This is a genomic window from Mesorhizobium sp. P3_B5 (genome assembly GCF_056402815.1).
The window spans coordinates 19,932-39,836 of record NZ_JBFUGR010000008.1 but is presented as its reverse complement, the minus strand read 5'-3'; the positions used below and the strand labels follow the sequence as shown (position 1 = coordinate 39,836).

The following is a 19,905-nucleotide window of genomic DNA, read 5'->3' as shown; positions in this document are numbered from 1 at the left end:
GGCTCGTTAGTTTGTCTGGTATTTCAGACATCATGTCTGTATATCGGACAAATGGGATGCTAGTCCGAGCCTTGACATCTTTCAAGCGTCTTGAGACGAGGGCTGAAATGATTTTGTGCGGATGCGGCTGAGATGAGCGATGGCGTGATCGAAACCGAAGCCGGCGCCGAGCCGCGCAATAGCGAACGCCGCCGCGGCATCGACCGCGTCATCATGCTGCTCGAGGCGCTGCTCAGGCACCGCGCGCCGATGCGCGTCGGCGACATCGCCAAGATGATCGGCGCGCCGCGTTCGACCACCTACGAGATCGTCAACAGCTTGCTCGAAGCCGAGATGCTCGAAAATGTCGGCTCGGAAGGCTACGTCTATTTCGGACGGGCGATGCATTTGTTCGGCTGGGCCTATTCGCACCACAACGCCCACTACCGGCGCATCCTCGAGACCCTCGACAGGCTGGCCGCCGAGACCGGCGAGACCGTCCAGTTGTGCGGCCTGCGCGGCAACAAATATGTCGTCCTCGATTGCCGGGACTCGCCCGGCCCGTTCCGCATTTCGAGCGATGTCGGGGTCGAGGTGCCGATCCCGTGGACGGCGTCGGGACGGCTGCTGCTCGGCCATATGAGCGAACAGGAGCTGAAGGACTTCATTCCGCCAGGCGACTACAAGCTTCCCGACGGCCGCGTCATTGCGCCGGCCGAGTTCTTTGCCGACGTCGCCACGGCGCACCGGCAAGGTTTCAGCGAAACCGCCGCGCTGGCCGACCGCTTCACCTGGTGCATGGCGGCCCCCATCCATGACGGCCACGGCGCCATCAACAGGACACTGTGTTTCGTGTTGCCCGTCGACACGCCGGAAGCGCGGCGGACCGAGCTGCTTGCGCTGCTGCGCGAGCGCGCCCGCGGGCTGTCGCTGGCCGGAAGCTAGCACACAACGACCGAGCCTTTGCCCAGAAGCGCGGTTCATCCGCTGCCCTGTGAAATGCGGCTTGTGCTTTTTCGCGTCAAATAATAAATTTACGCATGGAAACTATCGAAATTGTCTGTAAAATTTCGCCTTGCAGTTGCAAGCCGGCGCACCGTATGTAGAGGCATGGGGCGGCGCCGAGGCGACCAGATACTGGATGTCCGTGCCGCGAGGGTTTGATGCCGATAACGCACAAGACGATGGAGGATTTTGCCCGCTCCTGCGGCGTCTCCCGGCCGACCCTGTCGAAATATTTCGACGATCCGACCAGCGTCAAGCCGGCGACGCGGCGGCGGATCGAAGAGGCGCTGCGTTCCTCCGACTACCAGCCCAATCTGTTTGCCCGCAACCTCAACCGCAAGCGGACGCGCAGCATCGGCATCATGGTGCCGACGGTTGCCGATCCCTTCTATTCGGAGATGGTCAGCCGCATCGAACTTCGGCTGCGCGACGAAGGCTACTGGCCGATCGTCATCTCCTCGCACGGCTCGCGCGAACTCGAAGTGGAGGCGACGCGAACCATCCTCTCCTTGAAAGTTTCCGGCGCGCTGATCGCGCCGCTTGGCCTGCGTTCGGACCATCGCACGCTGGAGAAGCTGACGCAGGCCATACCCGTCGTCTATTTTGACACCTATCTCGAAGGCGGCACGCCCTTCGTCGGCAACAACAACAGCCAGAGTGTCTCGACCATCGTCGACTATCTCTGCCGGTCCGGCGACGCCCCGGTTTATTTCGATATTCCGCACGTCAACCACAATTCGCCGGAACGGCTGAAGAGCTATGTCGCCTCGATGAAGCGGCTCGGACACGAGCCCGTCGTCATCGGCAACATCGACGACTACACATGGGACTTCGAACGGATTGGCTACGAGCAGATGGAAAAGATGCTCGGCAATGGCGGCCTGCCGGGCAAGACCATCCTGTGCAACAACGACCGTCTCGCCTTCGGCGTGATGGCGGCCGCTTTCGCGCAAGGTCTCAAGGTCGGCCGCAAGGGCGATTGCGACCTGCGTGTCGCGGCCCATGACGATCATCCGCTGAGCCGCTACACCTGCCCCGGCCTGACCACCATGGCGCAGGATTTTGCCGCCATGGCCGGGCGCAGTGTCGAGACGCTGCTGGCCTTGCTGAACGAGGATGGCGCGGCGGTTGCCGCCAAGGTCAATCTCGACGCGACCTTGGTGATGCGTCAGTCGGCCTAGGCTGCTCCATCGAAGCCGCGCCACGCGGCAACCGCGGCACTGACCGCCTCTCGCGACGCGGGACCATGGCGGCCCATCGAGACGAAGCCGTGGATCTGGCCGGGCCAGCGGCGCAACACGACTGGCACGCCGTCATCTTGCAGACGCCTAGCATAAGCCTCGCCTTCGTCGGCGAGAATGTCATGACCGGCGATGGCGACAAAGGCAGGTGCTGCGCCGGCAAGGCTGGCGGCTTTCAGCGGCGACACGCGCCAGTCGTCGATATCGCTGGCATGGCTGACATAGTGATCACGGAACCAAGCCATGGTTGCCGCGGTGAGGCCGTTGCCCTCGGCAAAACGACGGTAGCTGTCGGCCCCCTGCGCGGCATCGGTGTTCGGATAGAACAGCAATTGCGCCACCGGCGGATCTTTGTCCCCGCGCGCCATCAAACAAAGCACAGTGGCGAGGTTGCCGCCGGCGCTGTCGCCGGCGATAGCGATCCGTTTTGCGTCGATGCCGAGAGCCTCGGCCTCGCTCTGCATGAAGGCCAGCGCCGCGCGGCAATCCTCGACGGCGGCAGGAAACTTGTGCTCAGGCGCCAGCCGGTAGTCGGGACAGACGACGACGCAGGCCGCCATGTTGGCAAACCAGCGACAGATCTCGTCATGCGAGTCGAGATTGCCGATCACCCAGCCACCGCCATGCAGATAGAGCAGCGCTGGCGCACCGGCTGCCGCCGCTCCCTGGCCGCGATAGATCCTGAGCGGCAACGGGCCGCCGGGGCCGGCGATGGTAGGTTCGCTCAGCGAAGCGACCGGTTCGCGCTCGCCTTGCATGGTCGGAAGGCCCTCCAAATAGGCGCGGCGCGCCTCCTCGGGCGTGCCGGTCTCGAACGGCGGCGCGGGCGCCTGGCGGCCGAGGTAGAGTACATGGCGGGCTTGCGGATCGAGCAAGGGCGAAGGCGATGGTGTCATGAACGGCAATCTCACTCAGGCAAGCAGGCTCTTCGCCTCGTCCTCGCCAAGCAGCGGCGGCTGATCGACCGTGCCGTTGACGGCGACCGAGCCGCGGCTTTCGCCCGAAGCGAGGATCGCCTCCATGATCTCGAGCACATGCAGCGCAAGGTCGCCGGATGCACGCGGCCTTCTGCCCGTCGCAAGCGCACGCGACAGATCGGCGACCCCGAGCATGCGGTAGTTGGCGCGGTCGGGCGCGGCGTAAGGCCAGTTGCGCGCGCCGTAGAGTTCGCTCTCGCTGGCGAAGTCGGCCCAATCGGCGCCGCGCTCCGAAAGCGAAACGGTGCCGCCGAACGTGTCGGGATCCGGCAGCCTCAGCGAGCCTTCGGTGCCGTGCAACTCGATCGGGTGGTTGGAGTGCTTGAAGACGTCCCATGATGCGCCGAAGGTGACCGTGGCGCCCGAGCGAAATTCCAGCAGTGACAGGATATTGGTCGGCGTGCCGACCTTGAAGCTGGTGTTCTTGTAAGGACCTTCGGCAGTGATCAGCCGCTCTTCCTGGCCGCGTGTCGCCATCGCCATGACGCGCGCCACCGGCCCGAGCAGGTTGACCAGCATGGTCAGGTAATAGGGACCCATGTCGAAGACCGGGCCGCCCCCGGGCTGGTAGTAGAATTGCGGATTAGGATGCCAGTGCTCCATGCCGCGCCCCATCATGAAGGCGGTGCCGGTCACGGCGCGACCGATCGCGCCCTCGTCCATCAGGCGGCGCGCCCGCCGGCCGGCGGCGCCAAGAAACGTATCCGGCGCCGAGCCCAGCAGCAGACCGCGCTGCGCCGCCTCGGTGACGAGGCGACGGCCATCGCTGGCCGAGGTCGCCAGCGGCTTCTCGGTGAAGACGTGCTTTCCCGCCGAGAGCGCTGAAAACGAGACGTCGAAATGCGCCGACGGGATGGTCAGGTTGAGCACAAGGTCGATCTCGGGATCGGCCAGAAGCGCATCGACGCTGACCGCCCGGATGCCGTATTCGCGGCCGCGCAGCGCCGCCAGCTCTGTGGAAATGTCGGCGCAGGCACGTAGCTCGACGCCGCCGAAGAGCGCCGCATTGCGCAGGTAGGTCATCGAGATGTTGCCGCATCCGATGACGCCGATGCCGAGCTTCGCCTTTGATTTTGCTTGCATTTTCAGTCTCACCTCCCAACGCATGATACACTGGCTGTCCCGTTGCACCAGCAGCCGGTCCCGCTCGAAAACCGCTATACAGCATTTTAAATGTTGACGCGCGTAAAATTTTTATAGAACATGAGAGAACGCTGGCCCGATATTGGGAGGCTGCCAGCGCCAGGAGGAGAAAATGACAGACGTGACGAAAGGGCCGGTCTCCGGCTCGAAGCCCGTGGGTCATGCGCGCACTGGAAACACTGGATCCAGGGTTTTGAAATCAAACGATCAGGGAATTTTGCACTCATGAGCCTAGGAACCAAAGTGCGTCTTGCGCGCCTCTTCTCGCATCCATCGGGGAACCTTTTTGGCGGCGCGGTCGACCACTTCGTCGGCTATGGCGACGTGCGCAAAGGCGGCCTTGCCGACCTGCCGGGTGCGCTCGCACGTGTCATGGCGGGCAAACCCGACTATGTCAGCATCCAGCCTGGCACCGCTCGCCATCTGTGGCCGCAATATGCGGGCAAAGCTTCCCTGGTGATTCAGGCGGGCTGCTTCACTGCGGACGATCGCATCAGCGAGTTGATCGCAACGCCCGAGGATGCGGTGCGCGCGGGGGCCGATGCGTTGGCCGTGGCCATTCCGGTGCGCGGCGCGACCGAGGGCAAATACATACGCTGGCTGACCGATTCGGTAAATGCAGCGGCCCGCTACGGCATGCCTGTGGTGGCGCATATCTACCCTCGCGATTTCACCGACGGCGCAAAAATCGTCTTCACCCCCGACGAGATCGCCTATGCGGCGCGCATCGGCTACGAGTCCGGCGTCGACGTGATCAAGATCGGCTACACGGGCGATTTCGAATCGTTCCGAGAGACCGTCCGGACCTGCCCGGTGCCGGTTGTGATCGCGGGTGGTCCGAAGACCGACACGCTGCTCGGCGCGCTTCAGCAGACGGCGGACGCCATTCGTGCCGGCGCACGCGGTGCCGTTGTCGGCCGCAATCTCTGGGGGCATGGCGATCCGCAGAAGGCAGCGCTTGCCTTCCGGGGCGTCATCCATGACGGCCTTTCGGCGCAAGACGCGCTGGCGAAGGCGGGTGCCTGAACGATGCCCACCGTCCCCTCGATCCTCGGCTTCGGCGCTATTGCCATCGACGACATCGTCTATGTCGATCAGCCGTTGTCGGCGGGCAAGGGGAAGGTTCTGCAGAGCGCCCGCGCTTTCGGGGGAAATGTCGCGACGGCACTGGCTGCCGTCGTGCGGCTCGGCGGAACCGCCGGGTTCGTCGGATGGCTTGGCAGTGCCGCTGACGACGTCGTGCTGTGCGATCTCGTTGCGAGCGGTGTTGAAACGGCGTTCGCGCCGCGCCATCCCGACGCGCGTCCGGTACGCTCGCGCATCACCGTCGGCTCGGACGGGGAACGGTTCATCGCGTATGACGACGATGCGATGCTGGGCACCGCTCCGGACTTTCCGGACGATATCCTCAGCCGCGCGACCGTCCTGATCGTCGATAGCTACGCGATCCGGTCGCTGGATGTCGTGGCTCGGGCTCGCGATCTCGGCCTCGCCATCCTCGGCGATATCGAATGGAGCAGCGGCGCAGCCACGGAGCTGCTGATCGCGCTCTGCGACCATCTCATTCTTCCCCTCGGCTTTGCGCGGACTGCCACGGGGTGCCGATCGCCCGCCGAGATACTCGATGCATTGTGGTTGCCGTCGCGGAGCGCCGTGGTTCTGACCGATGGTGGCAGGGGCGTGTGCTATCGCGGGCGTGAAGACAGAGGTCTCTGGCACCTGCCCCCGCACCGGGTTGTCGTCGTCGACTCGACTGGCGCTGGTGACTGCTTTCACGGCGCCTATGCCCATGCGTTGACGCGCGGAGCCGACACCGCAGGCCGGGTGGCATTCGCGGCCGCAGCGGCGGCCCTTTCGATAACGGGGCGTGGCGGGCGCGAGGCGCTTCCTACCTACGACCAGGTCACGGAACTGCTGGCATCGACGAGCGCGCCGTCTGCAGTCGAACTGAGATATGCGCAGCTCGATACTGGAACATAGCGTGAAACAAGGAAATATTTCGCAGGTGAACACAAGCCGATAGTAATCATAAAAATCAGTGGCTTAGACTTGTGGAGGGAGGAATATGGCAGAAGTCATTCTTGAGAATATCTGCAAAACCTACGGGAACAATTTTCGCGCAATCGACCAATTGAACCTATTGGTCGAGGACGGCGAGTTCTTGATTCTCGTCGGGCCGTCCGGCTGCGGCAAATCCACCGCGTTGCGAATGATCGCGGGATTGGAGGACATCACCAGCGGCAGCCTTCGGATCGGCGGAGTCGACGTCGTCGACATGCCGCCCAAGGACCGCGACATCGCGATGGTCTTCCAGAGCTATGCGCTTTACCCGCATATGACGGTGTTCGAAAACATCGCCTTTTCGATGCGGCTGGCAGGCAAGCCGAAGGCCGAGCGCAAGAAGCGCGTGGACGAGATCGCCAAAACGCTTCAGCTGACGTCTTTGCTGGACAGCAAACCCGCGAACCTCTCAGGCGGACAGCGTCAACGGGTTGCGATGGGCCGCGCCATGGTGCGCGAGCCGGCCGCCTTTCTGATGGACGAACCCCTTTCCAACCTGGATGCGAAACTGCGCGTGCAGATGCGCGCCGAAATCACCAGCCTGCAAAAGCAGCTCGGCGTAACGACCATCTACGTGACCCACGACCAAATCGAAGCGATGACGATGGGCGACAGGGTCGCGGTGTTGAAAGGCGGCGTGCTGCAGCAGGTCGACACACCCAAGAGACTCTATGAATCGCCGGTGAACGCGTTCGTTGCCGGCTTCATCGGCTCTCCTTCGATGAACCTTTTCGAGGCGACCCTGACGGGCGACGAACTGATGTCCGGCAGCTTCGCCATCCGGCTGCAGGATGCAGCTTTCGTCGGCAGGCCCGCCCTGAGGTCCTATGAGGGGCGCAAGATCGTGTTCGGCATACGGCCGGAGCATCTTTATGACAGCAGCCTCGAATCCGGCCGCAAGTATCAGACGATACCCGCCAAGGTCACTTCGATCGAAGAGCTGGGCTCTGAACACATCGTCCACCTGAACATCGACGCGGTCCGGGTGGACTCCGGCGATCCGGACGCGGTGGACGATTTTGGCCTGGCATCGAACGCGGTGGCGAGATTCGAGCCGGTCAGCGCCATCCACTCCGGCTCGGAAATCCGGTTGGCCGTGGATGATACCAAGTTCCATTTCTTCGATCCCGAGACGCATCTGGCGATCTGAAGATCTGCGGAAGACGCAGGCGAGAGCGAGGCGCCTGCGGAAGACAAGAAGGCTTCTGAATAGAGCAGACGATCGTTCGCATTGTGCGGTCGATCTTGAAAAAGGAGGAGAAAACGATGTTTCGGATACAACCCGCGATGCTGAAAATAGCCGCGGCCGCATGGTTGCTTGGCGCAACCAGCGCCATGGCGGCGGACACGACGCTGGAATTCACCCAATGGTGGGAGCCCGAATTGCCGGCTGGCTCGCTCAGGGCAATCATGGATGAGTTCGAGACGGCAAACCCCGGGATCAAGGTGACGCTGGTCAGCGGCCCCTACGCGACCACGCGAGACCAGATCTCGGTTGGCGCAGCAACCGGAACGCTCAGCGACGTCGTCGGTCTCGATGGCGCCTGGGTGAACAATCTGAACGCGCAGGGTGCGCTGGCAGACATGAACCCGATGATGGATGCGAGCAAGTTCGACAAGACCCAGGTCGCGGATATCATCAAGGTGGACGGCAAGGCGGTGATGTTTCCCGTGGCTTCGTTCGTCTATCCGGTTTTTGTCAATTTGGACCTCGCCGCCAAGGCAGGCGTGACCAAGCTGCCGTCGACCCGCGCGGAATTTCTCGACGCCGCCAAGAAGATGACCCATGCAGACAAGAACGAGTATGGCTGGGTGCTGCCCCTGTCGCTGCAGTCTCCCGGCGGAGTCCAGAACGATCTGATGTCGTGGGTCTGGGCTTCGGGCCAATCGATGATGGCGAACGGCAAGCCTGACCTCGAAGGCAAGCCGGTGGTGGATATGCTCACCTTTGTCAAATCGCTCAACGATGCCGGCACCATCTCGCCCGGTATCGCCACCAAGACCGAACAGGAAAAGGTCGAGGAATTCGTCAACAACCGGGTCGGGATGATGATCGACTCGCTCGCGCATGTGAACCTCATCCGCAAACGCAATCCCAACCTGAACTTCGACCTCATCCCGGTCCCGGTCGTGGAGAACTATGACGGCAAGCGCGGCCTTCCCTATGCCTCCTGGGGCATCGGCGTCTCCGCCAGCTCGAAACATCAGGAAGAGGCCTGGAAACTCGTCCAGTATCTGATGAGTGAAAAGGTGAACGCGAAGCTGGTTTCGCTTGCAAACGCCTTCCCGGGCAACGTCAACGCCAAGCCCGACTTCGTGACGTCCGACAAGGCTTTCGGCAAGGCTTTCGAAATCTTCAAGACCGGCTATCTCGCCAACGAGTTCACCGGCCTGCCGGTGGCTGAAGACCTGATGACCCAGTTCGACGTGCAGGCTCAAAAGATGCTTGCCGGTGAGCAAACGCCGGCGGAGGCGGCCGCTGCGGCGCAAAAGGGCTGGATGGCGAAATTCTGATCGGCCTGTTCCCCGTTTGCTATCTTCGACCGGGTGGCCTGACTTCGGGCAGGCCACCCGGCAACAACGGATCGGCAATTTGAGATGGACCTGTTTGCGAAGCTCACCTTCTCTTGAAGGTGTATCCCAAGGTTGGCACATGACCCGGCAGAAGCGCTCCCACCATAGACTGAAACGAGCGGTCGTACCCTATCTCTACCTGTCGCCCTCGCTCCTCATAATCGGCCTTCTGATGCTGCTGCCGATGGTGACGGTGATTGGCTATTCGTTCCAGAACAGCGCGGTGCTGCGTCGCGACCCGTCCTTTGCCGGACTGAAACACTATCAGGCGATCTTCAACGATCCCGTTTTCTGGGCTTCGCTGTGGCACACGCTCTACTTCACATGCATGAGTGTCGTCTTCCACATGACCATCGGCATGGTCTTCGCGCTGATGCTGAACAGCGACCGCATCAATCCGACGCTGCGCAATGTCCTGCGCGTGCTCTACATACTGCCCTGGCTGTTCACCGCGGTGATTATCGCCGTGATCTGGCGCCTCCTGCTCGAGCCGAACGGTGTCGTGAACAGCATTCTCATGCAGATGGGCATCATCGGTTCCAAGGTCGAGTGGTTTTCCTCGACCGAGACCGCGCTGCACGCCGTCACCTTCGCCAATATCTGGGCGGGCTACCCGCTTTTCATGGTCAGCCTGCTCGCAGGCCTGCAGGGCATTCCCAAGGATTTCTACGAGGCCGCCGATATCGACGGGGCGAAGGCCTACCAGAAGCTGATCTTCATCACTATCCCGCAGCTGATGCCGATCATTATCAGTATCTCGCTGCTCGACTTCATCTGGACCATGCAGGTCTTCCCGTTGATCTGGATAACGACGGGCGGCGGTCCGATCTACTCAACCGAGGTGCTGAGCACCTACACCTACAAGCTGGCGTTTTCGAGCTACAACCTCTCGCAGGCGTCGGCGAGCGCCGTGGTCATCCTGCTGATCTCTCTCGGCCTGACGCTGTTCTACATCCGCTATCAAAAGGCTCGGTAGTCACCATGAGGAAAAGGCACACGCCGAAAGACAGGCTGATCACCGTCGCGCTGCATGTCGCGCTTGCCGCAGGGCTGTTTTTCGCGGCCTTCCCGATCTACTGGATGCTGAGCAGCTCGTTCAAGTCGAATACCGAAATCTTTGCCCTGCCACCAACCGTCCTGCCGAAGGCCTTCACGCTGGAAGCGTATGCGGCCATCCTTGGCGACCCGGTAAAGCTGCGCTTCTTCTTCAACAGCTACTTCGTGGCCGGATCGGTGACCGTGCTGACGGTGCTGATCGCCTTGCTGGCGGCCTATGGGTTCAGCCGTTTCAATTTCCGCGGCAAGGGCAGCCTCAACACACTCATCATCAGCACGCAGACGATCCCGCCGATCACGCTTTTGATCCCCTTCTTCGGGCTTGTCGTTTCGTATGGCATCTTCGACACCTACGTCGCACTGATCCTGACTTACCTGGTGTTCACGCTGCCCTACGCGATCCTGCTGATGACGGGATATCTGAACACCTTGCCGCGCGATCTCGATGAGGCAGTGGCTGTCGACGGCGGCACCAGCTGGACGGCGCTGTGGCGGGTGATCGTCCCGATTTCACTGCCTGGTATCGTTGCGACGTCGGTCTACACCTTCCTGTTGTGCTGGAACGAATTTCTCTTTGCGCTGACGCTGACGAAGTCAACGTCGATGCGCACCGTCCCGATCGGCATCCAGCTGTTGATGGGGCAGCACGCCTTCGAATGGAACCAGATGATGGCGATGAGCGTGCTCGGCTCGCTACCGCTCTTGATCATCTACCTCGTTGCCCAGAGGTTCTTCCTCGCCGGCATGACCGCGGGCTCGGTCAAGTAGGATGTCCCTCCCACGGAGAACTGAGGGAGTAGGCCACCTACGCAGGTGGCATCAAGGAATGAAAGGATGATCGTGAAAGAGCTGAAAGTCGGTTGCCAGACCTTTACCTGGGAAATGCTTGGAGACCGCTTTGCCGGTGGTCCCGACGACCTGCTGAAGGCGATCGCCGATAGCGGCTATGCTGGCATCGAGATCACCGACACGATGATCGGTCGCTATGCCGACCGGCCGGCGGAATTCGCTGCCGCGCTGAAGTCGTCCGGCCTTGCCCTCGTCTCTTTCGCCTTCGGCTCGAAGAGCGGTTTTACGCTGAAGGACAAGATCGGCGCCGACCTCGATACCGCCAAGCGTTGGATCGACTTCGCCGCCGCCTTTCCCGGCGCGCTGGTGTCGATGGGCTCGGCCACCGTCGTGTCGGACGGTCCGCGCGACGACAAGTTCGCCGTCGCGGCCGAGGTCTACAACAAGGCCGGTGAGATCGGCCGCAAGGCCGGTGTTCAGGTTGCGATGCATCCGAGCTCGCACCACAACACGCTGCTGTTCGACCGCGCCGACTACGACCGCATCTTCGGGCTGATCGATCCGTCGCTGGTCGGCTGGGTGCCCGACACAGGCCACATACTGCGCGGCCACAAGGACATGGCCGACACGCTGACCACCTATCGCGATCGCATCCGCTACGTCCATTTGAAGGACGTCGATGCCCAGGGCATCTGGGCCATGCTCGGCAAGGGCGTCTGCGACACCCAGACGGTGATCGACATCGCCAGCACCGCGCCACACTTCAACGGCTGGCTGGTGCTGGAGGAAGAATCCGAGACCGCCGCTGCCGACCCGGCGGCCGCGGTCAAGACCAACCGCCAGACCATGCGCGGCTACGGCGCGTGAGGAAGAGACCATGATCCGCAAGCAAGACCGTCGTCTTCGTGTGGGAGTGCTCGGCTGCGGGCCGATCGCGCAATTTGCCCATCTGGAATCCTGCGTGAAGGCCAGCAATGCCGACCTCTACGCGATCTGCGATGCCGCCCCCGATTTGTTGGCGCGCATGGGCGCGACCTATGAGCCCGAGAAGATGTATGGCGACTACGATGCCATGCTGGCCGACCCGCAACTGGAGGCGGTGATCGTCGCGACGTCGGACGCCTATCATGTGCCGATGTCGATCAAGGCGCTGGCGGCCGGCAAGCACGTTCTGTGCGAAAAGCCGATCGGCGTCTCGGTCGAGGAAGGCCAGAAGCTCGCCGATGCAGTCAAGCGCTCCGGCAAGGTGCTGCAGGTCGGCCACATGAAGCGCTTCGACCCAGCGCTGGAAGCAGCGCGCGATTTCGTTCGCGACGAGATGGGCGAGATCCTGGCGCTGAAGGCCTGGTATTGCGATTCCACCCATCGCTACACCAACACCGACGCCATCCAGCCGCTACCGGTCACCAGCAAACTGGCGCGCAAGCCGGCGGGAAATCCGAAGGCCGATCTCAGGCAATATTTCATGCTGGCGCATGGCTCGCACCTCGTCGACACCGCGCGTTTTCTCTGCGGCGAGATCGTTGCGGTGCGCGCGCGTCTCAACGAAAAATTCGGCGCCTATTGCTGGTTCGTCGAAACCGAATTCGCCAATGGCGCGCTCGGCCATCTCGACCTCACAGTGGCCGTGCGCATGGACTGGCACGAAGGTTTTCAGCTCTATGGCGAGAACGGCTCGGTGATCGCGAAGACCTTCAATCCCTGGTATTTCCGAGCGAGCGAGGTCGACATTTTTCACGAGAAGGATGCGACCTCGCGCAAGCCGCTCGGCGCCGACGGGCATTTCTTCAGGCGCCAGCTCGAAGGTCTCGCCGAGACGGTGCTCGACGGCAAGCCGATGCGCGGCGCCAATGTCGAGGACGGCCTCGCCTCGATCCGCGCCATGGTGGCGATTGCCCGCTCGGTCGAAAGCGGCGAGCGCGTCGAGATCGCTGCCGTGACGGGAACGGTGTGATGCAGATCGGGGTGTTCGCCAAGACGTTTCCGGGCAGCGAACCGGCCGGCGTGCTGGCGGCGGTACGCGAAGCGGGATTTGCCGTCACCCAGTTCAACCTTGCCTGCGCCGGCCTGCCGTCGATGCCGGATGCGGTGCCTGACGACGCCATCCGCAGTATTGCGGCCGCTTCCGATGCCTCAGGCGTCGCCCTGGTGGCGCTCTCCGGCACCTACAACATGGCCCATCCGGACAAGCAGGTACGCGCCGATGGCTTGCGCCGGCTGACGGTGGTGATCGAAGCCGCCGCAAGGCTTGCCACGCCACTCGTGACGCTCTGCACCGGAACGCGCAATCGTGACGACCAATGGGCGCACCATCCGGACAATGCCGACCCCTCGGCATGGACCGATATGGCAGTCGAGATGGAAAAGGCGCTTGAACTTGCCGAGCGCCTTGGTGTCGATCTCGGCATCGAACCCGAACAGGCCAACATCGTCACCTCGGCCGGGGATGCCATGCGCCTCATCGCCGAGATGGGCTCGAAGCGGCTGCGCATCGTGCTCGATCCGGCAAACCTGTTCGAGCAGGCGAGCGCCGGACAGGCGCGCGCCATCGTCACTGCCGCCGTCGAAGCCACAGCCGGCCACCTCGCCATGGCCCACGCCAAGGACCGTTTCGTCGACGGCCGCTTCGCCACTGCCGGCCAAGGCGTCGTCGACTTCCCCGATTTCGTCGCCCGGCTCAAGGCAACAGGCTTTGACGGACCGTTGGTCACGCACGGGCTGTCGGCCGAAGAGGCGCCCGGTGTCGCCCGCTTCCTGAAAGGGCTGGCCTGATGCCGCGCCCAACCACCTTGCTGCGCGATGGCGCCACGCTTCGGGTTTCCGACAGCGGGGACGGGCTCTCTGTCGCCTTCCAGCATGGGCTGGGCGGCAACGAGGGGCAGGTCTTGCAATCCTTCCCCGCCGCCGCCAGCCGACGCATCACGCTGGAATGCCGCGGGCACGGCAGCTCGGAACTCGGCAGCAGCCGGCCATTCTCTTTCGAGATGTTCGCCGATGATGTGCTCGCCGCCGCCGACCAGGCCGGTCTCGACCGTTTCGTCGCCGGCGGCATTTCGATGGGCGCGGCGATTGCGTTGCACCTCGCCTGCCGCCACCCGCACCGCGTCGCCGGCCTGCTGCTGGTGCGGCCAGCCTGGACGTTCGACAAGGCGCCGGCGAACCTGCGGCCGATCGCCGAGGTTGCCGGCCTCATCCTCGGCTACGGCCCCGACAAAGCGAAAGAAATCTTCGCGCAGTCGCAGACGGCCGCACGGCTGCGGCGCGAGGCGCCCGACAATCTCGCCTCGCTGTTCGGCTATTTCGACCGGCCGGATGGGTCAGCGTTCGCGCAGGTCCTCGCCGACATCGCTGCCGATGGACCCGGCGTCTCGACAAGCGACGCCGCTGCGCTCGGCCTCCCCACGCTGGTCGTCGGCAACACTCTCGATGCCCTGCATCCGCTGTCGGCGGCGCACACGCTTGCCACAGCCATTCCCGGCGCGACCTTCGTGGAAATCACATCCAAGGCGCTCGACAGCAACAGGCATTTCGCCGAGCTGCGGGCTGAGATCACCACCTTCCTTCACACCCACTTCAAAGTTCGGAGCCTTGTTGCGTCATGACCACCAAATCCTTGTCCGGCCGTGCTGCCATAGCTGCCTTGCCGCGCAACCGGCTGCTCGGCGAGTTCTCGCTGTGGTCGGCCGACCTCGCCAATATGGAGCGCGATCTGAAGCGCATCGATGCCTTTGTCGATCTGCATCACATCGACGTCGCAGACGCCCGCTTCACACCTGGTTTCCTGTTCTTTCCCGACCTGGTGGCGCGCATCGCCAATCTGACGGCGCGGCCGATCCATGTGCACCTGATGGTCGAAGCGGAAATCGTCGAGGAGCAGACGCGCCAGTTCATCGAGGCCGGCGCCGACCTGATCAGCGTCCATGCGGAGAATGGCGAAGCCGGCCTGCGCGCCGTGCGGCTGGCGCATGAGCTCGGCGTCGAGGCCGGCGTGGTGCTGCGGCTGGAAACGCCCGTCAGCGCCGTCACGCCCTTCCTGCCCGAAGTGGCCTTCGTGACGCTGCTCGGCACATCCATCGGCGTCAAGGGCCAGGGCCTGTCCGACCAGGCCTGCCCGCGCCTGATCGAGGCACGCGCGCTGATGCGAAAAGCCGGCCGCGAAGCCGACATCATCCTGGCGGCCGATGGCGGCATCCGCCACGAGACGGTGCCGCGGCTGCGCGCCGCGGGCGCCGAAACCGTGGTGCTTGGCTCTCTGGCTTTCGGCGACCCCGACCTTGCGCAGCGCATGGCCTGGCTGCATGGGCTGAAGGTCGCCGCCTGATGACAAAGGTCGCGCTCGCCTTCGATCTCGGCGGAACGGAGCTGCGCGGCGCGCTGGTCGGCAGCGGCGGCCGCGTGGTCGCCCATGTTTCGGCGCCGACGATGGCGGGTGCGGGATCGGAAGCGGTGATCGGCCAGATCATCACGCTGGCCGGAGAGCTGCTGACACAGCACCCCCAGGCCAAGGTCGCTGGCATCGGCGTCGGGGCGCCGGGGCCGCTCGATCCCAAGGCCGGCATCGTCATTGCGCCGCCGACGCTGGCCGGCTGGCATGACGTGCCGCTGATCGACATTTTGGGCAAGCATTTCGGGCTGCCGGTGCGGCTGGAGAACGACGCCAATGCGGCAGCACTCGGCGAATGGCGTTTTGGCGCAGGTCGCGGCACCGGATCGATGGTGTTCGTCACCGTATCGACCGGCATTGGCGGCGGCGTCGTTGCCGAGGGTCACATCTATCATGGCAGGCGCGGGCTGGCGGCCGAGATCGGCCACATGACCATCACCGGCGAAGGCGAGCGCTGCTTTTGCGGCGCCATCGGCTGCTTCGAGGCGGTCGCCTCCGGAACCGCGCTCGGGCGGCGCGCCACGGCGCTGACCTCGCCTGGCGATGGCTCTGCGCTGCGGCGCCTTTCGGCGGACGGCGACGTTTCGGCCAGGCATGTGATCGAGGCTGCGCGCGCCGGCGATGTCAGCGCGCTTGAGCTGGTCGACGCGGAGGCGAACTGGCTGGGCATCGGCTTCACCAATCTGCTTCACCTCTATTCGCCGGACCTGATCGTCATGGGGGGCGGCCTCGCCAATGGCTTCGACCTTTTGGCTCCGCGCATCAGGGCAGTTGTCCAGCAGCGGGCGATGCCGGCCTATCGCGACGTGCCTATCGTGCCGGCGCAGCTTGGCAACCAGGCCGGACTGATCGGCGCCGCTAGCCTGATCCTTTGGGAAGGCGAACCAGGCGCGCCGCTGGCGATGGCGCAGGATGAAAACAACGACGGCACGACCTCACGTGCCGGTGCCCGGGAGGCAAGCCAAGGCTGAGCTCAAGCTGCGCGGCGTGCGCAAATCCAATGGCACTACCCAGCATCGACAGGGCCGCCATGATGGTCCATGAAGGCCGCAACCATCCTGGAAAAACGCTACCACAACGCTCCGCCGGTGATCTGGATGTTTTCCATGGTGATGCCCTTGGCCAGATCCGAGCACAGGAAGACGGCGAGTGCCGCAATCTCCTGCGGCTGCAGCATGCGCTGCTGCGGATTGCCCCTGGCGATCTCGGCCATCGCCTCCTCGGCCGTGCGCCCCTTGCCCTCGCGCTCGACGACCTGCGCTACATTGCGGCGCATCAGTTCGGTCTCGACCCAGGTCGGGCTGATCATGACGCAGGTGACGCCGTGTGCCGCCCCTTCCAGCGCCACGCAACGGGTGAGGCCGAGAAGGCCGGCCTTGGAGGCACAATAGGCCGGGTTGTCCGTCCAGCCGACGGAAGCCGCTGTCGAGCCGATGTTGACGATGCGGCCCCAACCGCGCGCGATCATGCCAGGCAACACGGCGCGGGTGACACGAAAGGCGCCGTTCAGATTGGTGTCGACGATCTTGTCCCACAGCGCGTCGGAATGACCACAAACCGGCTGCTCGGCGGTGGTGCCGGCAGCGTTGACCAGAATGTCGGCGGGGCCGATAGCGGCTTCGGTTTCAGCCCAGAACCGGTTGGTCACCTCGCTGTCGCGGACATCGAGATGAGCCGCATGAACCTTGGTGCCATGGGCCGACAGGGTCGACCGCACACGATCGATCTCCTCGGCGCCGGGATAGTAGGCGGCATCGGACCTGTCGGCGCCGGCCGGCGCGATGTAGGAACCGACAGCGACATTGGCGCCGGCTTGCGCGAGGGCCGTGGCAATGGCGAAGCCCATGCCGGAAAACCCGCCGGTGACGATGGCGCTGCGGCCGGAAAGGTCTGTCATGGGCAATGGATCTCCGATGCCGAAATCTGATGCGATAGTTTTAGACCTATGCCGGCACCGGTGACGAGCGCTACCTTGCTTGCGACGCGGTTCACAAAACCAAAGCCCTCATAGAGGTTTGCCCAGCCATTCGCGATAGAAGCCTTCGAGGTCGGGTTCGAAATCATGGACGATCGGATAGCCCGGTGCCGCCGCCTCGACCTCGTGCAGCGTGCCGCATTGCGGGCAGATGAATTCGCGGATCTCCATCCATTCGGGATCGGGGAGATCGCTGTTCGGATAGATCTCGCGCAGCGTCTCCTCGGTGTTGCGCACGTTGATCGCGGCGTTCAGCTTCCAGTTCTTGCGATAGTCGCCGAAGGAATGGCCGCATTCGCAGCGGGTGATGCGCTCATCGCCGCTCTGGCAGATGAACAAATGATCCGAAACCGGCAGCAGGATGGGATCCTTCCAGGCAACGCGGTCCTGATAGACGGCGACCATCTTGAAGAAGCGGTCATCGTCCTTGTAGGTGCTCATGATGCGCCGCGTCTGCGGCCAGGGCAGCTGGCCGGCGGCCAGATCGCGGATGACTTCCTTGCTGTATGAGGTCATGGCTTTGCTCCCGGCATGAAGATCGATCTGGCGTCGACGTTCCAGAACTCGCTGAATTCCCTGGTGAAGCGCGACGACAGCTTGATCGCGCTGGCGTACATTTTCTTCACCTCGGGCGCGAAGTCGGCCTTCTCGACGCGGCTGCGCTCGGCGGCGATCCAATCCGTGACAGGGATCGCCTTGGCCAGACGCTCTCTGCGCATGGCGGCACGGCGTTCGACGGTGGCGTCGATATCGGCGACGGGATAGCCATCGGCGTCGTCCTTCAGCACGATGCCGAAAACGTGGTCCGCCGCTTCGCGGGTGAGAAAGCCGTTCTCGACATCCCATGCCGTCTTGATCGGATCGCGCTCCAGCACGTCGCCATAGCCGCCGCCGCCATTGTAGGAGTGGCTGAAGATGTCGCCGGACTTGTGCGGCGAGGTGATGTAGGGGCCTTCGACCACGACATGGTCGCCGCCAATGTTCTTCTCGTAGTCGGAAACATCAGGGTCGATGCCGGGCGCATGCGCCAGCGGTTCGCCTTTTGCCGCCAGCTCGTGGATGTTGGAATTGCGCACCGCGCGATGCTTCTGGCAGGTCGGCGCCGGATAGCCGCCGCACATGCCGCCATTGTCGAACACACGCGAGGAGTGTTCCGAGGTGTGGAGCCGGAGATGCGAGGTCTTGTTGATCAGCCAGGTCGAGACGAACGAACAGCCGCCGCGATATTTGCCGGCGCCGCCCGAGTTGGGGACGATCGAGCGGCCGATATACACCATCGGCATCGACTGTTCCCAGACCTCGATGTTGCCCATGTCGGACTCAGGGTTCCAGCCGACATAGGCTGTGTCGAGCCCGTCCTTGATGGCGAGCGCGCCGGAGCCGGCGGCGGCGCATTCGAAATGCGCCATGCCGAACGGCGTGCCATACTGACTTTCGCCGCCCATCTCGATCATCGGGCTGTTGACCTGGCCGACAAAGGCTTCCTCGACGAAGCCGCGCGCCACGAAGCTGCGCGACAACAGCCGCTGGAAGACGCCATAGGCCGGCAGCAGCAGGGCCCACGAGGTGGCGGTCGCCACCATCTCGTTGTCGGGATTGGTCCAGGTGCCATGCGGCAATTTCAGCTCGGTCGCCATCCAGGCGCCGTCATTGACCAGCCCTTCGAAATTCATGTGCTGGGTCAGCGTGACGAACATGCCGCCATCCATGCCGGCCGGCGTGCAGTTCATCGAATGGTAGCCCCAGGGCTGCGTGCCCTCGAAGTCCATGGTGATCTTGCCGTCGGTGGTGATCTCCATCTCGATCGGGATGTTGTAGAGCCAGTCCGGGTCGCCGAGCAGCTGGAAGCCGGGCTTGCCGGCAGTGACATGGCCGTAAAAAGTGTGGCCGCGATAGATGCCGGGCACGGTGAGCTGGCGGGTGCGGGCGAGCTGGGCGCGGCGGCCTTCCTCGATGAACTCCTTCGACACCTTCATCCAGTAGTCGAGGCCGATCTCGGAGATCAGCTGCTTGACGCTTTCGCGCATGTCGATGCAGGAGGCGACCTTGGCCTTTTCGTCGAGCACCCAGTAGATCGGCATGCGCAGATTGCGCTCGCAGCGGATGACGTAATCGCGGCGAATCTCGTCATTCTCGCCGATCTTTTCGGCGCAGACGAACAGGCCTTCGGTGAAGCGCTCCTGGGCCAGGCAGACGTCGCCGCCGGGGGTGATGCCGCCGGCTTCCAGCTCATGGCACACCGCTCCCGCCCAGCCGACCAGCGTGCCGTCATGGAAGATCGGCACCACGTCCATGACGTCAGGCACCTGCACGGTGCCGATGAAGGCGTCGTTGTTGGCGAAGATATCGCCTTCGCGGATCTTCGGGTTTTCCTCGTAATTGTTCTTGATCATCCATTTGATGAAGCGGCTCATCGTATGGACATGGACCATGATGCCGTTGGAGAGTGCGATGGCGTCACCCTCGGGCGTATAGATGGCGACGACCATCTCGCCGACCTCGCGCACGCCGGGCGAAGCCGAGATGCGGCGGGCCATTTCGCGAGCCGAGACGCAATAGGCGCGCAGCTTGGTGTGCAGTGTCTCGAATTTCAGCGGATCCTGGTTGCGCAGTGTGAGTTCGGTGATGCCGTCATAGCAGCCGGTCTCTTCCATCAGCCGCTCGGAATCGAGCAGTCTTTCGCGAAGGCGCAGGGCCGAAGCAGGTTTGTCCAACATGGCG

19 protein-coding genes are annotated in these 19,905 nt (G+C 63.4%); 14 read left to right on the top strand and 5 right to left on the bottom strand.

Annotation, left to right across the window (positions count from 1 at the left end):
- Positions 1-132 precede the first annotated feature (132 nt).
- The gene (locus AC1DVW_RS20370) at positions 133-924 is read left to right on the top strand and encodes an IclR family transcriptional regulator (RefSeq protein ID WP_477243206.1); all 792 of its coding nucleotides are present in this window, start codon (positions 133-135) and stop codon (positions 922-924) included.
- Positions 925-1,142: 218 nt separating this feature from the next.
- Positions 1,143-2,165: a LacI family DNA-binding transcriptional regulator gene (locus AC1DVW_RS20365; protein WP_477277987.1), complete on the top strand. Its 1,023-nt coding sequence runs from the start codon at positions 1,143-1,145 to the stop codon at positions 2,163-2,165.
- Here the strand turns inward: AC1DVW_RS20365 and AC1DVW_RS20360 are convergent.
- Together AC1DVW_RS20360 and AC1DVW_RS20355 are read right to left on the bottom strand one after the other, a co-directional pair.
- Positions 2,162-3,121, bottom strand: coding sequence for an alpha/beta hydrolase (locus AC1DVW_RS20360; protein ID WP_477325406.1), 960 nt, complete (start codon positions 3,119-3,121; stop codon positions 2,162-2,164). The genes AC1DVW_RS20365 and AC1DVW_RS20360 overlap by 4 nt on opposite strands.
- 15 nt (positions 3,122-3,136) lie before the next feature.
- Positions 3,137-4,285, bottom strand: coding sequence for a Gfo/Idh/MocA family protein (locus AC1DVW_RS20355; RefSeq protein ID WP_477325404.1), 1,149 nt, complete (start codon positions 4,283-4,285; stop codon positions 3,137-3,139).
- Between the two features lie 285 nt (positions 4,286-4,570).
- On the opposite strand from AC1DVW_RS20355, the gene AC1DVW_RS20350 reads away from it, so the two are divergent.
- The 12 genes from AC1DVW_RS20350 to AC1DVW_RS20295 all read left to right on the top strand — a co-directional run bounded on the left by AC1DVW_RS20350 (position 4,571) and on the right by AC1DVW_RS20295 (position 16,180).
- Positions 4,571-5,371 carry an aldolase gene (locus AC1DVW_RS20350; RefSeq protein WP_477243202.1) on the top strand — a complete coding sequence of 267 codons (801 nt, stop codon included), beginning with the start codon at positions 4,571-4,573 and terminating at the stop codon, positions 5,369-5,371.
- Positions 5,372-5,374: 3 nt separating this feature from the next.
- On the top strand, positions 5,375-6,325 hold the full coding sequence (locus tag AC1DVW_RS20345) for a PfkB family carbohydrate kinase (protein WP_477325403.1): 951 nt from the start codon (positions 5,375-5,377) through the stop codon (positions 6,323-6,325).
- Between the two features lie 85 nt (positions 6,326-6,410).
- Positions 6,411-7,556 (top strand): ABC transporter ATP-binding protein, encoded by a 1,146-nt coding sequence (locus AC1DVW_RS20340; protein WP_477243200.1) that lies wholly within the window; start codon positions 6,411-6,413, stop codon positions 7,554-7,556.
- Between the two features lie 116 nt (positions 7,557-7,672).
- Positions 7,673-8,920 (top strand): ABC transporter substrate-binding protein, encoded by a 1,248-nt coding sequence (locus tag AC1DVW_RS20335; protein WP_477243199.1) that lies wholly within the window; start codon positions 7,673-7,675, stop codon positions 8,918-8,920.
- 139 nt (positions 8,921-9,059) lie between these two features.
- Positions 9,060-9,956 (top strand): carbohydrate ABC transporter permease, encoded by an 897-nt coding sequence (locus AC1DVW_RS20330; RefSeq protein WP_477325401.1) that lies wholly within the window; start codon positions 9,060-9,062, stop codon positions 9,954-9,956.
- A gap of 5 nt (positions 9,957-9,961) precedes the next feature.
- Positions 9,962-10,804 carry a carbohydrate ABC transporter permease gene (locus AC1DVW_RS20325; RefSeq protein ID WP_477325399.1) on the top strand — a complete coding sequence of 281 codons (843 nt, stop codon included), beginning with the start codon at positions 9,962-9,964 and terminating at the stop codon, positions 10,802-10,804.
- Between the two features lie 66 nt (positions 10,805-10,870).
- Positions 10,871-11,692: a sugar phosphate isomerase/epimerase family protein gene (locus AC1DVW_RS20320; RefSeq protein WP_477325397.1), complete on the top strand. Its 822-nt coding sequence runs from the start codon at positions 10,871-10,873 to the stop codon at positions 11,690-11,692.
- Between the two features lie 10 nt (positions 11,693-11,702).
- The gene (locus tag AC1DVW_RS20315) at positions 11,703-12,779 is read left to right on the top strand and encodes a Gfo/Idh/MocA family protein (protein WP_477278004.1); all 1,077 of its coding nucleotides are present in this window, start codon (positions 11,703-11,705) and stop codon (positions 12,777-12,779) included.
- On the top strand, positions 12,779-13,597 hold the full coding sequence (locus AC1DVW_RS20310) for a sugar phosphate isomerase/epimerase family protein (RefSeq protein ID WP_477325395.1): 819 nt from the start codon (positions 12,779-12,781) through the stop codon (positions 13,595-13,597). The genes AC1DVW_RS20315 and AC1DVW_RS20310 overlap by 1 nt, the downstream gene beginning before the upstream one ends.
- Complete coding sequence (locus tag AC1DVW_RS20305) at positions 13,597-14,427, top strand: alpha/beta fold hydrolase (protein ID WP_477325393.1); 831 nt, start codon at positions 13,597-13,599, stop codon at positions 14,425-14,427. The genes AC1DVW_RS20310 and AC1DVW_RS20305 overlap by 1 nt, the downstream gene beginning before the upstream one ends.
- Positions 14,424-15,146: a ribulose-phosphate 3-epimerase gene (locus AC1DVW_RS20300; protein ID WP_477243192.1), complete on the top strand. Its 723-nt coding sequence runs from the start codon at positions 14,424-14,426 to the stop codon at positions 15,144-15,146. The genes AC1DVW_RS20305 and AC1DVW_RS20300 overlap by 4 nt, the downstream gene beginning before the upstream one ends.
- A complete protein-coding gene (locus AC1DVW_RS20295) occupies positions 15,146-16,180 on the top strand; it encodes an ROK family protein (protein ID WP_477278008.1) in 1,035 nt (344 codons plus the stop codon). Before AC1DVW_RS20300 ends, AC1DVW_RS20295 begins: the two co-directional genes overlap by 1 nt.
- Before the next feature lie 98 nt (positions 16,181-16,278).
- Here the strand turns inward: AC1DVW_RS20295 and AC1DVW_RS20290 are convergent, their stop codons facing one another.
- The 3 genes from AC1DVW_RS20290 to AC1DVW_RS20280 form a co-directional block, all read right to left on the bottom strand.
- Positions 16,279-17,106, bottom strand: a complete 828-nt coding sequence (locus AC1DVW_RS20290; protein ID WP_477325391.1) for an SDR family NAD(P)-dependent oxidoreductase — start codon at positions 17,104-17,106, stop codon at positions 16,279-16,281.
- 108 nt (positions 17,107-17,214) lie between these two features.
- Positions 17,215-17,700, bottom strand: a complete 486-nt coding sequence (locus AC1DVW_RS20285; RefSeq protein ID WP_477325389.1) for an acetone carboxylase subunit gamma — start codon at positions 17,698-17,700, stop codon at positions 17,215-17,217.
- Positions 17,697-19,901: a hydantoinase B/oxoprolinase family protein gene (locus tag AC1DVW_RS20280; protein WP_477325387.1), complete on the bottom strand. Its 2,205-nt coding sequence runs from the start codon at positions 19,899-19,901 to the stop codon at positions 17,697-17,699. The genes AC1DVW_RS20285 and AC1DVW_RS20280 overlap by 4 nt, the downstream gene beginning before the upstream one ends.
- Positions 19,902-19,905: the final 4 nt, after the last annotated feature.

Bases quoted from the DNA above. Each gene is read 5' to 3' on its own strand.
- AC1DVW_RS20370 (WP_477243206.1), top strand. From the start codon at position 133: ATGAGCGATGGCGTGATCGAAACCGAAGCCGGCGCCGAGCCGCGCAAT.
- AC1DVW_RS20365 (WP_477277987.1), top strand. From the start codon at position 1,143: ATGCCGATAACGCACAAGACGATGGAGGATTTTGCCCGCTCCTGCGGC.
- AC1DVW_RS20360 (WP_477325406.1), bottom strand. From the start codon at position 3,121: ATGACACCATCGCCTTCGCCCTTGCTCGATCCGCAAGCCCGCCATGTA.
- AC1DVW_RS20355 (WP_477325404.1), bottom strand. From the start codon at position 4,285: ATGCAAGCAAAATCAAAGGCGAAGCTCGGCATCGGCGTCATCGGATGC.
- AC1DVW_RS20350 (WP_477243202.1), top strand. From the start codon at position 4,571: ATGAGCCTAGGAACCAAAGTGCGTCTTGCGCGCCTCTTCTCGCATCCA.
- AC1DVW_RS20345 (WP_477325403.1), top strand. From the start codon at position 5,375: ATGCCCACCGTCCCCTCGATCCTCGGCTTCGGCGCTATTGCCATCGAC.
- AC1DVW_RS20340 (WP_477243200.1), top strand. From the start codon at position 6,411: ATGGCAGAAGTCATTCTTGAGAATATCTGCAAAACCTACGGGAACAAT.
- AC1DVW_RS20335 (WP_477243199.1), top strand. From the start codon at position 7,673: ATGTTTCGGATACAACCCGCGATGCTGAAAATAGCCGCGGCCGCATGG.
- AC1DVW_RS20330 (WP_477325401.1), top strand. From the start codon at position 9,060: ATGACCCGGCAGAAGCGCTCCCACCATAGACTGAAACGAGCGGTCGTA.
- AC1DVW_RS20325 (WP_477325399.1), top strand. From the start codon at position 9,962: ATGAGGAAAAGGCACACGCCGAAAGACAGGCTGATCACCGTCGCGCTG.
- AC1DVW_RS20320 (WP_477325397.1), top strand. From the start codon at position 10,871: ATGATCGTGAAAGAGCTGAAAGTCGGTTGCCAGACCTTTACCTGGGAA.
- AC1DVW_RS20315 (WP_477278004.1), top strand. From the start codon at position 11,703: ATGATCCGCAAGCAAGACCGTCGTCTTCGTGTGGGAGTGCTCGGCTGC.
- AC1DVW_RS20310 (WP_477325395.1), top strand. From the start codon at position 12,779: ATGCAGATCGGGGTGTTCGCCAAGACGTTTCCGGGCAGCGAACCGGCC.
- AC1DVW_RS20305 (WP_477325393.1), top strand. From the start codon at position 13,597: ATGCCGCGCCCAACCACCTTGCTGCGCGATGGCGCCACGCTTCGGGTT.
- AC1DVW_RS20300 (WP_477243192.1), top strand. From the start codon at position 14,424: ATGACCACCAAATCCTTGTCCGGCCGTGCTGCCATAGCTGCCTTGCCG.
- AC1DVW_RS20295 (WP_477278008.1), top strand. From the start codon at position 15,146: ATGACAAAGGTCGCGCTCGCCTTCGATCTCGGCGGAACGGAGCTGCGC.
- AC1DVW_RS20290 (WP_477325391.1), bottom strand. From the start codon at position 17,106: ATGACAGACCTTTCCGGCCGCAGCGCCATCGTCACCGGCGGGTTTTCC.
- AC1DVW_RS20285 (WP_477325389.1), bottom strand. From the start codon at position 17,700: ATGACCTCATACAGCAAGGAAGTCATCCGCGATCTGGCCGCCGGCCAG.
- AC1DVW_RS20280 (WP_477325387.1), bottom strand. From the start codon at position 19,901: ATGTTGGACAAACCTGCTTCGGCCCTGCGCCTTCGCGAAAGACTGCTC.